The sequence below is a fragment of the Methanosarcina sp. DH1 genome (assembly GCF_020804205.1).
In the GTDB taxonomy this organism is placed as follows: domain Archaea; phylum Halobacteriota; class Methanosarcinia; order Methanosarcinales; family Methanosarcinaceae; genus Methanosarcina; species Methanosarcina vacuolata.
In genome coordinates, this window is the sequence record NZ_WJBJ01000038.1 from 21,848 (window position 1) to 36,998 (window position 15,151).

The 15,151-nt window shown below is 41.0% G+C and carries 7 protein-coding genes; 4 read left to right on the forward strand and 3 right to left on the reverse strand.

The genetic code is table 11. From position 1 onward, the window contains the following. Positions 1 to 643: 643 nt before the first annotated feature. Positions 644 to 1,414 carry a UPF0280 family protein gene (locus FXW07_RS18825; protein ID WP_229397136.1) on the reverse strand — a complete coding sequence of 257 codons (771 nt, stop codon included), beginning with the start codon at positions 1,412 to 1,414 and terminating at the stop codon, positions 644 to 646. A gap of 158 nt (positions 1,415 to 1,572) precedes the next feature. Then, the gene (locus FXW07_RS18830; protein WP_229397137.1) at positions 1,573 to 3,555 is read right to left on the reverse strand and encodes a DUF460 domain-containing protein; all 1,983 of its coding nucleotides are present in this window, start codon (positions 3,553 to 3,555) and stop codon (positions 1,573 to 1,575) included. Between the two features lie 695 nt (positions 3,556 to 4,250). Here FXW07_RS18830 and FXW07_RS18835 point away from each other — a divergent pair. Beyond that, the gene (locus FXW07_RS18835; RefSeq protein WP_229397138.1) at positions 4,251 to 4,643 is read left to right on the forward strand and encodes a hypothetical protein; all 393 of its coding nucleotides are present in this window, start codon (positions 4,251 to 4,253) and stop codon (positions 4,641 to 4,643) included. 393 nt (positions 4,644 to 5,036) lie between these two features. Here FXW07_RS18835 and FXW07_RS18840 read toward each other — a convergent pair whose 3' ends face one another. After that, entirely contained in the window at positions 5,037 to 7,658 is a 2,622-nt protein-coding gene (locus FXW07_RS18840; protein WP_229397139.1) for a U32 family peptidase, read from the reverse strand. A gap of 1,110 nt (positions 7,659 to 8,768) precedes the next feature. Here FXW07_RS18840 and FXW07_RS18845 point away from each other — a divergent pair. The 3 genes from FXW07_RS18845 to FXW07_RS18855 all read left to right on the forward strand — a co-directional run bounded on the left by FXW07_RS18845 (position 8,769) and on the right by FXW07_RS18855 (position 14,602). After that, complete coding sequence (locus tag FXW07_RS18845; protein WP_229397140.1) at positions 8,769 to 10,241, forward strand: MATE family efflux transporter; 1,473 nt, start codon at positions 8,769 to 8,771, stop codon at positions 10,239 to 10,241. 401 nt (positions 10,242 to 10,642) lie between these two features. Further along, positions 10,643 to 11,707: a calcium/proton exchanger gene (gene cax, locus FXW07_RS18850; RefSeq protein ID WP_229397141.1), complete on the forward strand. Its 1,065-nt coding sequence runs from the start codon at positions 10,643 to 10,645 to the stop codon at positions 11,705 to 11,707. 579 nt (positions 11,708 to 12,286) lie between these two features. After that, positions 12,287 to 14,602 carry a PGF-pre-PGF domain-containing protein gene (locus FXW07_RS18855; protein ID WP_229397142.1) on the forward strand — a complete coding sequence of 772 codons (2,316 nt, stop codon included), beginning with the start codon at positions 12,287 to 12,289 and terminating at the stop codon, positions 14,600 to 14,602. Positions 14,603 to 15,151 lie beyond the last annotated feature (549 nt).

Genomic DNA, 15,151 nt, shown 5'->3' on the forward strand with positions numbered 1-15,151 from the left:
ACCTATCACACCAGTGCAACCCTCTAATTCCAGCTATTCTATAAATAGTTTATGGTGAGAGTGCTTTTTCTTTTATAATTTTTGTACATGTAAGATAAAATTGTTTCTTTCGTGACGAATTTCAACCAGATTTTTCCCAATTTTGCCGGAAAAATATATGTACGAGAATTTTCAACTTTTTAAAAGTAAGGCCAAGAATTCAATTTATTTCTCTTATTTACGGGTAACTTGAGACTTTTGCCCCGATTCTTAATAATGTCTCGGTTTTCCCGATAGTCACCCTCTCCAAAAATAAAGTACTATTAATCAAAGTCAAATCCAAATTTCTAAATTTAAACATTTTTAAAAAATGGAACTCGGATGTAACTGGGATTTCTTAACCTCAATGTTCCTATCTTTTTATAGTTATTATAGTTATGAGTAAGAGCAATAAGACGAAGGAGCAAATCAGATTTGATGATGGGTTCTGGGTAAACTACCGCTAAACTAAAGATTTAGTGGCTGAGCACCATATAATCATGTTAAGGGGAGCACCGGATAATCACGCTCTAGTTATATTAAAGAGCATTGGATACTCACGCTTTAGTTATATTAAGGAGCATTGGATAACCACGCTTTAGTTATATTAAGGAGCATCGGATAATCACGCTTTAGTTATATACTCATACCTGACATCCGCCCTCGTAATCCCTGGCACCTGTCCCCACATGCCAATATATTCTCCCTGGATTACAAGTGCCCCTTTTATTCCTGCAATTCCTTTTACGGCTTTGAAAGAAGCCTCCACAGATTCTTTTCCTATGTCTACCTCATTTCCAAGAGCCGTTGCAGCCGCATCTGCCAGGGAAACATCATCTGAAAATACTGCAGCCGCATCTGCCATCCCGAAGCTGATTGAAGGGCCAACTGTCCCTGCTGAAGTGCATACGCCTGTAATCGAGTCTCTGGGTTCGAACACTAGCCCCAGGTTTTTAATAGGTGACTGTCCTGCATAGATCCCAACTACAACAGGCCTGTCATTGATGAGTGCAATATCTCCGCCGTTATCGACAATAGCGTATTTTGCTCCTGCTTCAACCATTGCTTCCACAGCAAGAGCCGAAATCGTACCTGCAACCGCACTCATTGGCCCTATACCCATAGTGTTTCCTGCTTTTACCATCCTTCTTACAACCTCAGGGACATTTTCAGGGCATTCGTAGGGTTCGAGAGTAAGCTGAAAATAAGGATCGGAAAGAATGTAAGTCTCAAGGGCTGCCCTGTGGATGCGGATCGCTTCTTTTGCAGCTTCAATATGGGCCTGGTTATCGGCTGCAATAGTAACTATGGTTTCCTTGAGCTGAAAATGCTCTTTAATTGGGGTATTAACAGTTTTTTTATCAGAGTATTTAGCAGGTTTTATGGGGTCTTGCATGTTGATTCAGATAGGTTTTATTGCTTAAAAAAGAGGTGCTTCCCGAAATCGCTGCCCGATATGTCGCTCAAATCTTCACCGGAGTTCAGTCTCTCTAGCGGGGAAAGTCCTTACAAATGAGGAATATGGAGAGGCCATGCAATTTAAAAAGTGCCTTTTTATACCAGGCCCCTGCGCCTTTCACTCCTATATTCATCAAAAAGGCTCTGCAGTTCGTCCTCTTTAGCTTTGTGCCGTTTTGCATCGGCTTCTTTTTCCCAGGCTGCGATTGCGGCTTTAAGAGTTTCTGGTTCGGCCATTGCAAAGTCTTCAGCCCTCTCAAGCGGGATATTCTTTAAGACCGGCACATCGCCTTTGAAGAAGGTTTCCTCGGCTGCGTGCGAGATATCCTCAGGGATGAGTACAGCGCGGATTCCGGCTTCTACAAGGATCTGAGCGGTTGCAGTTCCGCCTCCGCTTGGGTTTTCAAGGAAAACTACATCACCTGTCTTAAGCCCGTATTTTTCCTTTGTTTCGGCAATGGACTCCTTCGTAAAAGCAGCAATAACTTTGACAGCCGTACCTTCACCACGGACCTCCATCTTCTGGATTTTACGCAGCTTGTTGCTTCTGCGCCGCAGCTCCTTTACGGTTTTGTTTCTATGGCTGACCTCTTTCTTCAGGTTTTCAATAGTTTCGTCCCTGATCTTGATTTCTTTTGCTTTCCGAATTTCGCTGTAAGCTTCCTTTTTGAAGCTGTTTAACCTTGACTCGAGCTTTGAGATTTTCCGGTCTTTTGCAATCAGTTCTTTCTTTAGTTCCTCAAGATATTCCTGAAGGTTCTGAATCTGCTCGCTCTGCCGCTGGACAGTTTCTCTCATTTTCAGGAGAGATTCGTCAACTGCCCTGTCCTCCGGCTTTTCGGCATGTTCTCTTGGCCTCGGTTTTTCAGGTTCACCTGACACCCGGGCCTTTTCAATTGCTGCCTCTATCGAAGCTCCACTGATCACATAAAACTTTATCAGCTCAAGATCTGCATTTTGCGGAGCTTTCTTTTCAATCCTGGAAAATATGTTCTTATAACTCCTGTAGGTGAGAAGAGCAGCAGTCAGTGCATCCCTTTCGTGGTCATTCGAGTAACCAAAAGTCCTTCCAAGCGCTATTTTTTCCTCGGCAGAAACCTCTATACCAGGACTTGCAGGTACTGCGTTGAAGCTTCTTCGGATTTTCTCAACTGAACTCGGCATTGGAGTTACATCGCTGGCAACAACTGCAGGTTTTCCGTATTCGGCAATAAGTTTGACAACTTCGTCAGGAGCAATCCCCCTGGAGCTTTTCAAGTAAAGAAGCTCTCCGTCAAGAGAGAGAATCGCTATTCCCACGGTTGTTCCAGGATCGATTCCCACGATTGTAAACTTGCGTCTCGTATTCTTCGGTTTAAGGGGAACATATCGGATTTTATCGCGTTCAACACTTCTTACGCTTACCTGAGCATCATTACTTGCCATTGGATGTATCGGTATCTCTCCACGTTTTGCATAAACTGTGAATTCAGACCTGACATAGCCTCCGAAACCTTTTACGTTTACGGTTTCGAACCTGATACCTTTTTCCCGAGAAAGGTCTTTCAGGGCATTCTCAATCTCCCTGCTCCTTTGCAACACAGCTCCATGTACCTTCCTGCGGTACCGGTTCTGGCTCCAGCCTCCCCTTCCAAGGGAACGGGCTCTACTAACTTTAATTTTTGTAATATCTTCAAAAAGGGAAACTTCATGCCCAACCCCCAGATCTGCAAGACGGGCACATGCTTCGGCTTCATCATTCGGGTTTTCGGGATCAAAAGAAAAACCATATTTCCGTGCAAGCCTTACAAGTGGTTCAGGATGAAGCCCACCTGTGACCTGGACAAGTTTAACGCCATCAGGCAGCTTTTCCATAAGAGATAGGAGCTCGCTTCGGTCGGCTGCAAGCTCAAAAATATTGTCAACAGCTATTATCTCCGGCTTTTCCCTCTGGATCATATTAAAGATTTTCTGGCGACGGAGCATACTTTGGTGGAAAACTTCCCCGTCCTTAAGGATAGCAAGTGCATACCTGGGAAGTTCTCTTGCCCTGGGAGAGCCCCGGGCAATATCAATTCCATAGATAATCCTTTTTTGCATGAGCGTCTATATTTTATTTTTTATTCAATATATATTTAACTGCACCTGTTTTGGTATTTAAAAGTATTTATTTATGTGGTTTCTGAAGTAATTTACAGGCATTTAAGAAAAGGCGGGATAGTCTGGATAGGCCTTTACTGGTACCCTGATAGAACAGGTTCGAAGAACCCAGGATTTAGTCGTTTTTGCACTGCGTAACCTATTTAAGACTTTAGATTACTGATCGCAGTATGCTTTGCTGTTTGAATTTCTTTTAAGGACACCTCAGACCTATTAATGAATTTTTATTTGGTTTTGCATGCAGTAAAACAGTTTCTGATAATCCAGTTTTTTGAACAAATCTTTTTGCATGGTGTTTATTTGTCTAAAATGTATGTCAAGTTTAGGATTTAACGTCTGAATTAGAAAAACAGTAGCAGAGTAATTAAATTCACTAAACACATCGAGTTATATAAGCTCTTTTGTACCTGATTCTGGCACTTGATTGCACAAATTTGGAAATACTGTCAAAAGTATCATATACAAGGTCTATAAATATATCAGTTAGTAAGTATTGAAGATACTTTACATATTTCTCGGGGTTTATTTTAAGAATCTTTTAATTTGATACATAAAGATTCTCGAGAATAAAATAAAATTCACACATAGAGTGTGAAAAATTCAACAGTATAAAAAAATAGTTTGAGGTGTAATAGATGTTTAAAAATCGGCTTATAATAGCAGGTTTAGTGATGTGTTTAATCCTGGCAATGGTCCCATCAGTCTTGAGTGCTGCATCTTCTAATAGCGGAGTATCTGTGGGCTCAAGCGTCCAGCAGTCAACAGCTCCAGCCTCAGTGGATAAAGTATCCACAACAGCCGTGAAAAATGGCGTAGCAACCGCTTACTGGCTTGAACTGCAGGCCTATCCTTCAACCAATACAAGGGCCCTTTGGCTCAATGTAGATAATGACTGGAGGTACTTATCCAAACCATCCAGCAATATTGAAACCTCTGTACAAAATGCATTTGCTAATCCTGATACCTTCCAGGTTAAAGTCTGGTACTCTGGACAGAAGATTGTCGGATTAGTAGTAATGACTAAATAATTGTAAGCAAAGATAACTTTTTAAATCATATTAAAAATAGAACTGTAAAGTATATTTACAGATTTTGACCCTGGATACTTTTCAGGGTTTAAGCAGTTGCCGGCTTTGAGGCAACTTTTAATTTATTTAATATTCACACAAAAAAATTTTTGGGTTTTTGTAACGGGTTTTTATAAATAGAGCAACCGGATTTCTTGCAATTCACTTTCGGCAGATAACCTGTTTTTCTTAATACATTTTTTGATTGCATTTTTGTTGAAGAATACTTTCTGATCAGTTTCAAGTCTTTCATATTTGAATATCATATCAAACAAAAATACCTGACTAAAACTATTTTTCTGCCCTATTCTGCACCTAAAGAAAGTAGCGTTTTTCATTTAAAGGAGTTTGACCTTAAACCCCCTTAAAATAGTGCCCTGTAGTATATTCAACCCCTCTTGCAGGTTTCAGCCTGGTTTCTTTTCCTGCAAGGGCTTCTTTGTATGCCGTTATAATCTCTTTTATCTCAGCCTGAGTATTAAATGAAAGATCAAGCCGAAGCACATCCACACCGTAATCTTTCAGGTTTTTGACGTACTTCAGCATATCAAGCACTTTTGAATTATAAATCAGGGTCCGAGTCCCCAGGCGCTCTACCGGAAATTCGGAACTTTCCTGGTCAACAAGAAGCACTTTGCTGTCCTTTCTTACTATTCTTCTGTCAACAAGGGGCTTTAAAAGGTCATTTTCCGTAATGAGCATAAGCTCTCTGCCGTAAACAAAAATTTCTGTCTGTCCTGCGCCCTCGCAAGTTTGAAGGGCCTCACAGAGATTTTTTATATCGCTCAGGTTCAGTTCGCTTGAAAGGGTCGATCTGTATGCTCCTGCCTGGTAAAGAGTGCTGGCAGTAAAAGCATTGAAAATATTGAACTCTTTTCCTGCGGTAAAGGGTATGGAAAGCTCTTTTGCAAGCTGTAAGGTCCCAAACTCGGAACAGGCTATCCCGAAGCCTGCCTCTTTAACTTTTTCCAGCAGGGGTTTGAGTTTATCCAGTTCATAATCATGATTTATAAGGGGAACCCGGAAAACAATTTCGACCCTTTCGGCTTTCAAATCTTCAAGCTTTTCCGCATTTTCGGGTGCGGAAAGCTCTTCAAACTTTGAAACCGGAACATAGATAACGTCTGCACCGGCGAACGCGGCTTCAAAAAGAGAAGGACTTTCATTTACTTCAACACTAAGAAGGAGACTCTTTGAAGCTGAATTTCTGCCCCGGGTTTCACTGAGGGTTTTGTTGAGGGCCTCATTGACGGCTGGAGACTGCTCATCCTGATCACTCGCTTCACTGCAGCGGCTTTGAGAGTTACACAGGCGGCTGAAATCCTCAAGATTCGGGTGCTTCTGCTCTTTCTTATCTACACTGAGAATTTTTTCCAGCAGGAGGTCTGCTGCCTTTCTCCTTGCATTCTTCAGCACGCCGACCGGAATAAAAATATTTTCATCAGCATCAATCTCAACAGAAACTGCCTCAAAAGAAGTGTCCCCTAGGCTTTCCATTGCTTTTTTTATCTTCTCGATTGTAGTTGGGGCTTTTTCAGCTTCCTGGACGACATAATCATCCGTGAATTCCACAAATAGAACCTTCTCTGTGGTCTCACTGGTCTCTCCAGGCTTTTCACTTTCTTCTCGAATCACAACCGTAAATCGCTCTCCTTTCCTGGCTCTTACTTTCAGGCTTACAGGAAGCGTTTTCAGTTTTGTTTTTTGGAGGGTATCGAGGAGCCGTGTATCTGTTGTAAGGTAGAGTTCATCACCTCTCTGGACTGCCCTTCCTGTCTTCGAGCTGATTTCAAGCCCTACTTTATCATCTTTTTTCGCACTTTTGATATGCTCGCCTGAGATCGTGAGCAGGCCGGTAACTGCCGAGCCGAGCATCCGCTCTCGCGTGAAAATACTTATACCGTCTTTTACCTGGATGTCCTGATTCAGCCGAACTGTGAGTTTCGTATTCCCTTTTGAACGGGAAATATCAAGGACTTTTCCAAGGAACGCTCCATAGTTTGAACTGTATTTAGGATGAGATACGCCTTTTTCTCCGAGTATGAAGCCTCTTGTAAAGCCTCTGTAAAAGAGTTTTGCAAGTTCAGATTCTCTTGCTTCAAGTTCCTCTTTTGTCGGATTCTCTCCTGGGCCACATATTCCTTCGACTGCAACCTTATAGGCAGCAGCACTTGCAGTAACGTACTCAGGCTTTTTCATCCGCCCTTCTATTTTGAGGCTTACAACTCCGGTTTTTATGATTTCCTCAAGCCCTGTTAGTGTGGAGAGTTCGGCGCAGCTTATAGGATAACTGCCACCGATATGTCTTTCGTCAACTTCCCTGCCGTTTACCACGAATCGGTACCGGCGTCGGCAGGGCTGGGCACAGGCCCCCCTGTTTGCGCTCCTGCCATGCAGGAAACTGCTGAAAAGACATTTGCCTGAATAGGAGTAGCAAAGTGCTCCATGGACGAAAACCTCAATTTCTGCGTTTGAGTGGTCCACGATGTCCTTTACCTCAGCCGCAGTAAGTTCCCTTGAGACTATAACTCTTTTTGCTCCCAGCCCTGCTGCAAAATCAACTCCTCCTTTATTATGGATAGTCATCTGGGTGCTTGCATGAAGCTCAAAGTCCGGATAGATTTCATTTAAAAGCCTGAGAAGCCCCAGGTCCTGAAGGATAACTGCATCGACTCCGGCTGCATATGCACAGTCTGTGATCTCAAGCGCGTGCTGCAACTCTTTTTGCTTGATCGGGATATTGAGGGCCAGGTAAACAAGAACTCCATGTGAGTGCGCCAGTTTCACGGCCTCATCAAGGTTCTCAATAGTGAAATTCTTTGCACCCTGACGGGCATTGAATTCGCCAACCCCGAGATAGACCGCGTCAGCCCCTCCTCGTATTGCAGCAAGAAGGGCTTCTTCGTCACCTACAGGGGCCAGGACTTCAGGGGGGGTACATGTATAATTTTCAGTAGGATAATTTTCAGTAGACATTTTTGATCAGTTTGTTCTTTCCGGCTGGAAGGTTTTGTAACTATGAAGAGAAAGCTATACAAACGGTTTACATGAAAAGCTTAGCAGAATGCAGATAGATGAGTAAAGGTAAGTAAAGGTTAGAGGTAAGTAAAGGAATAAAGTTCAGTTTAAGACGTAAAGGTACTTCTTGCATAAAAATGGATGGGTAAGCCCTTGACTTTTATTGTGAGAAAACTTATTGTAAACCTGAAAACTTTAAACTTACTGTCATCGTAAATCTGATCTTATTGTTATCGTAAATCTGATCTTATTGTCATCGTAAATCTGATCTTATTGTCATCGTAAATCTGATAGTATTGTTATCGTAAATCTGATCTTATTTTGGATCTGTAGCTGTTCATTTCAGACTTATTTTCGCTTATTTGCAAATTTAATAGCCCTTGAGTAAATCTAATGTTTTTTCAGAGTTTTTAGTTCTAGCTGAACCATCTTATCCACGCTTTTAACTTTAGACATATTAAGAAGTATTTTTGCCTAAAACAGAGCTAGTTTATCCACTTAAACACTTATAAGACCTCAAATTAAAGAACCTGTTAAAATAAAAACGAGTGCAAATCTATATATAATTATAAATATTTTTTATTATATAAAATTCGCTGTAACCAGATAACTATCTGAATCTGGTTTTACTTGCTTTGTTGCATGATTGCACAGGATTCTTGGTTCGTTTGAATCCTCTTTTACTCTTTAAACGGTGAAGCTTCGTAAAACGAATGAGTGCTGCGGGGATGCGCACAAATTAACCCACAGATTATACGCAGTTACCAGTTCGGCATAGACAGACTAATTAATTCTGCAACAGGGCAGCTATACTTGAATCTGCGTATTTTCAGAAGCTTCGTCCAGGATGAGTTATGACCTCATGTAAACTATTTGAGAGGAACGACTCTTATTGTCTCGATCCCTCAATAATAGGTAAAACTTTAAAAAAACACCACTCTCTACAGAAACACAATAAAACCTACCTTACTTTGAACAGGTTCTTCTACCTGACAACGGTAAAAATAGTCCCGGGATCTCAAAACCAGACCTCTGAAAGATGGCTTTACAGCATAAGGAGGGCCTGGAATGGTAAGTGACGAAGAAATGAAATCCGGGGACATAGTGAATCTATTCTTGAAATTTGCGTTCCCGACCGTCGTTGGAGTCGTCATTGCCGGAATCCAGGGAATAATTGATGGCCTCTTTATAGGAAATGCTATTGGAAGCCAGGGGCTTGCAGCAATTACCCTTGCCTATCCCGCATATATGGTTATAATCGCGGTGGGAGTAATTATCGGGATCGGTGCATCAAGTCTTGCGGCCCTCCAGCTTGGAAAAGAGAAACTCAGCCGAGCCCTGGATATAGTACATAATGCTTTTTCCCTGTGTATTCTTACAGGAGCAGTTTTTACTGTAGCCGGGCTGATTTTCTGTGAAACTTCAATCAACATCCTTGGAGCCAGCGGGCATGCTCTAGCTTTTGCTCGCGATTACCTGAGGATTATCTTCGCGGGTTCAGTTTTTATGATCCTTTCAGTTGCCCTTGAACCGCTGGTCAGGAACGACGGGAAACCCCGGCTCTGTATGAACATCATGATTGCAGGGGTAATTGTAAATCTCGTGCTTGATTACCTTTTTATCATGCATATGGGCATGGGAATGGTGGGTGCCGCCTTTGCCACAATCGTTTCCTTTGCTCTCCCGGCATTACTGTTCATGAATTATCTCTTTGGCAGGGAGGCAAAATTGAAGCTCCGGCTTAAAGCCATGAAACTCAAGCTTAGAACCCAGTTCCAGATTCTTAGAGCTGGCCTTCCCTCTTTCGTCATGCAGTTTTCACTGGCTCTCATACTCTTTGCACACAATTACATGCTTCTCAGGTACGGTTCCGAGCTTGCGGTCTCAGCTTATGGCATTATAGGATATGTCCTTTCAATATTCTCTATGCTTTTTGAGGGAATAGCCCTGGGAGTGCAGCCGATTATAGGTTTCAATTATGGAGCCGGTTATTATGAAAGAGTTTCAAAAACCCTGAAACTGACAATTCTTTCATGCGTCTTGACAGGGGTTTTCGGATTTGTATTAATCTACCTTTTTCCCGAAAAAATGGTGCAGATCTTCAGCCAGGGAGACTCCGAACTTCTGGAAGTCACCCTTCGAGGAATGAAGATTTTCATATTTTCTTTGCTCGCTGAAGGTACCGTGCTTCTAACCGCGATCTATTTCCAGTCAATAAACCGGGTAAGAGCAGCACTCTTCATCTACCTTGGAAAGATTTTTGTTGTTCTATTTCCTCTGCTCTTTATCCTGCCGATCTTCTTCGGCCTGGACGGAGTGTGGGCTGCATCTCCGGCTACGGAGTATATCATGATGCTGGTAGTTCTGGGAATGCTTTTGAAGGAATTCAAGCTCCTCAGGCATGCTGCAAAAGCAGAACCCAGGCAATCTGCCGGTACAAAAAAAGCACTACCTGTAGTCAGAAACAGTGGAAAAGCCGATGTTGAGGAAAATCCCAGACTTGTTACTTTCAAGCCTGCCGAGAAAAGGGAGACATTATGAGATTCGTCCCTAAAATCAAGTCTTTATGAGATCCAGTCTTTATGAGATCCAGTCTTCTAAAAGTCAATATTTTGGAAATTAAGTCGTTATGAGGTCCAATCTTTCTGAAATCCAACTTGAAGGCTTTAAAATGGAGCAAAAACTCTCTCCATTTGACTTTAATATTTTTGATTTCAAATGGAAGCTTCAGCTGATAATTTCAAATTAAAGCGTCAGCTCACGCTTCTGATACTTTATTTTTCCTACCTTTTTTTTCGTTTGATTCTTGAATTTTCCCCCTATCTGGCTTGAGGGATAAAAATATCTTTCAGCCTTGTTATTAATACATGAGATGAAAAGGGCTGGTATTCTAAGTCACATTATGGTAACTCTTTGCCAGGTGGCAGAGGAGATTCATTAATATGGAAAAAACAAAAATCCTGGAAAAAGTTTTCAAATTATTCCTTATCTTTGTGCCGCTGAGCCTGTTCGCAGAGTATACACACTCTTCACCCATAGCAATTTTTGTTTTAGCTTCGCTTGCAATCATACCCCTTGCGAAATTTATAGGTGAATCGACAGAGGAAATTTCGGCACGTACCGGCCCAGCGCTGGGCGGGTTATTAAACGCTACCTTCGGGAACGCAACAGAATTAATCATAAGTTTTTTTGCCCTGCAAGCAGGACTTACGGAAATGGTAAAAGCATCGATTACGGGCTCCATCATTGGAAATCTGCTTTTGATTCTGGGTATGGCGTTTTTCTTCGGAGGTCTTGGAAAAGATGAGCAGGAGTTCAACACGACAGCCGCAAAGACAAGTGCCTCCACTCTCTTTCTTGCAACTACAGCTATTGTCATGCCGGCTGTTTTCGTCCTTACTTCTGAAAATCCTTCAGATACAATAGTTGAAACCCTGAGCATTGCAGTTTCGGTCATTATGGCTGTGTCATATCTTGCGAGCCTGCTTTTCTCGCTTCACACCCACAAGCACTTATATACTGTTGATACGGCAGAGTACGTTGCCAGGTGGAGCGTCAAAAAATCTATTGCGGTTCTTTTCGCATCAACAGTTACGGTTGCTGTTATAAGTGAAATCCTGGTCGGCTCCATAGAACCGCTTGCTGAAAATCTTGGCTGGACGGAACTATTCATAGGTATGATTTTCATAGCAATAATTGGAAATGCTGCGGAACATGTCTCAGCTGTCACAATCGCAATTAAAAACCGAATGGATCTGGCGCTCCAGATCGCAATCGGCTCGACAACTCAAATCGCTATGTTTGTAGTACCGGTCCTGGTATTCACGAGTTATTTTTTCGAGAACCCCATGAATCTGATTTTTACCACTTTCGAACTCGCTGCCATAGTATCTGCCGTCTTAATGGTCAAATCCATAATAGAAGACGGCAAAAGCAACTGGTTTGAAGGACTACAGCTTCTTGGAACATATGGAATAATGGCTGTAGTCTCTTTCCTTCATCCATAATCGACAAAAAGTAAGTGACAAAAAGTAAGCGATAGAAAATAAGCGACAAAAAGTAAGTGGCAAAAAGTAAGCGACAAAAATAGGAGTGCAACAATCAGGAAAGAATGGGAGCTTGCCAGATACTTATATTTCTTATGTATCTTGCAAGTGCCTGGTATAATAATCTAGACTTTTTCTAATTATAAAAGTAGTGTCTTGAAAATTTAGTTATTGTTCACACGTTAAGTCTGAATCGCTATATTTGGACTATAAACTATCAAATATTATGCTAAATAATTAAATTGCCATGACCCCAGGGTTATTATACCCAAACTTTTTTAATTTAAAAAAAGATCAACAAGTAACTAAAAATAGAAAAAATTTTACTTGTACAATTATATAATATCTAAGCAGCCTACTTATTTGCCGAGTTTACCTGATATACAAATATAGATGTAATTAAGATTGATATTTTTGATCCAAAATTATATTATTATCGGGAAAATCAAGGGCTATTAATTTCATCCAAAAGCCTGAATATACAGATTATATAAATTGTACTCTGGCTTTGAGGGATAAAAGCTACGTGGGGGAGGGTAAATGAAAATTAATAGAAAGCTATGTTCGATAGCTTTAGGTTCAACAACCTTAATTTTTATATTTTTAGTTTTAATTTCAACTCTAGCATCAGCGACACAGGTGACAAGAATTGGTAATGGATCTGATCCTGCTATTTATGGTAACAAAGTAGTATGGACAAATAGTGGTGTCATCCAGGTTTATGATTTGACCGCCGGAACAGTCACTACAGTTACTTCTTCTGCTGCATCCTATCCGGCTATTTACGGCAACACATTAGTGTGGCATGACGAAAGCAGCAGGACACCAAGGCTAGCAGTATACGACATATCAACCGCTGCAAAAACTTACATCACACAGAATGTAGATCAATCCAGCAGACCTGCTATTTACGGCAACAGGATCGTTTGGAGTGCAGATTACAATGAATCAAATTACAATTACAAAGTATATATGCGGGACATATCAACTTCCAAACAGACTAAAATTGCGGATGGAAACAGTCCTGACATATATAATGGCAGGATAACATATGGTTATGAGGATACAGATGGGCGAACCATAGCTGTTTACGATATTAATACTATGGAAACTACAAATATACACTCTTCTAGCCAGATATTTAGTCCCCATATATATGGTAATAAAGTAATATGGTCAAACTTCTATTCCAGGGATGGATTTATTGAAATGTATGACCTTATTACCAAAAAAACCATAGATGTTACCAGTGATAATACAGGTAATACCTTATATGGACCTGATGTCATTGCTGATGCGGGAGATGACACCGGTACTCATATTAACATAAACGGAGACAAAATCGTATATTCAAAATCTGGCGATGACCAGTTTGGTTATGCAGGTGTATACGTTTATGATATTCCTTCCGCAAAAAGCACTCAAGTCTACATTTATCCAAAAGAGACTTACACTACACCGGATGTATACGAGAACACTATTGTATGGGGAATAGACAGTAACCACGGTGGGGGAGCAGCTAACGATAGCGACAATAATGGTATCTATTTGAGTGATCTTTCTTCCATAAACACCTTGCTACCGGTAGCTGAATTTACTGCCAACGTAACTTCTGGAACTGCGCCTTTAGTTGTGTTATTTACTGCCAGCGGCATTGATGGAGTTTCGGCTTCATGGCTCTGGGACTTTGGGGACGGGATTACCTCTAAAAATGAAATGAAGGCGACGCACACATTTACGAAACCTGGCACATATAACGTTACTTTAAAGGTAACCAGTGCCGCTGGCAATATTTCTATAGACAAAACGGGTTACATAAAGGTCACAAATTCGACCACTCCAGGACCGGGGGTTCCGGTTGCAAATTTCAGTAGCAACGTTTCCGAGGGGTATGCTCCTCTGGAAGTACAGTTTAATGATCATTCCCAGAATGCAACCTCAAGGGTATGGGACTTCGATTCCGACGGAAATACTGACTCAAGTGACCCGGACCCTGTTTATGTATATGAGACTCCTGGTACGTATTCTGTTAACCTGACAATCTATAATGCAAACGGTTTCTCTTACCTGATTAATAAAATAACTGTACTGGAAAACAATTCCAGCGACGACAGTAACTCAAACAGTGACGGAAACAGCAAGAGCGGTGGTAGCAAAAGCAGTGGTAGCGGAGGCGGAGGAGGTGGTTCTCCTGAGCCTGCAAAAAACATTGAAGTAAAGGAACTTTCACAGGTGTTCATTACAAATGGAAAAGAGGTAAAGTTTGATTTTACGAAGAATGCAACCTGCGTTGTTTCTGTGAACTTTGATGCAAAGAAAACTCTGGGCAAAACCACAACCATTGTAGAGATGTTGAAAGGAAAATCCTCCCTGGTTTCCGAACTGCCTTCCGGAGAGGTATACAAATCCTTTAATGTTTGGGTTGGGAATGGTGGAATTGCAACCTCAAAGAACATAGAAAAACCGACCGTTTGTTTCAAGGTTGAAAAATCCTGGATGGAGGATAAAAAGATAGATCCAGCTTCAATCACCCTTAACAGTTACAGAGAGAAAAAATGGGAACAACTGGAGTTAGAAACATCAGGAAAAGATGACAAATTCCTGTATTTCACAGCAAAAACCCCGGAATTCTCTTCCTTTGCAATAACAGGCACAGCAAAAAAAGCTTCTGATGAAACTGTGACAGAACCCCAGCCTGAGACAGAGACAGGAGCAGTTAATAATAACTATACAAATCAAAACGAGACTGGGAACGAAAGAACGGAAGCTGAACAAAAAATTACATCGACACCTGGGTTTGAAATCGGTTTAGGAATAGCTTGTATCCTTAGCGTATTCCTTTATAAACGTAAGTAAAAAAGCAGAATCTCAGTTCAATACTTAAGGCAACAGATGAGAGGATTAAACTCTCATTTTGTTCTTTTTGGTTTTATTCACTTATTTTTCCTTATTTTTTCATATTTTTCCTTATTTTTCCTCATTTTTTTATTTTCCATTATTAATCCTTATTTTCAATTATTTAGCATTATTGCTCCTTATTTTCAATTATTTCGCATTATTTATCCTTATTTTATCTTTATTTAGTGATTTCACACCAGCTCCTTGAAGATAATCCTAGAGGTCGCGTGGTAGACAATGCAAATATCGCAATTGAAATAAGTAGCATAAAGTGAAGGCAGAGGATAAAGTTCCTCAATTTTAAGTTTAGTTTTTTGTGAATAATCAAAATTTGTGGTTGGCTGGAAAACCATTGAAATTTGGGTATCCTCTTCAAATTGAGTGGAAACCCCTCAATTTCCACTCACTGAGCTTTTTCTCTGATGATTTGAGCTAAAGATGGCATCTCACATATACTGCTGACTCTATCGCATATGTACTGATATGCACTTACCCCCAGTTTCTTTG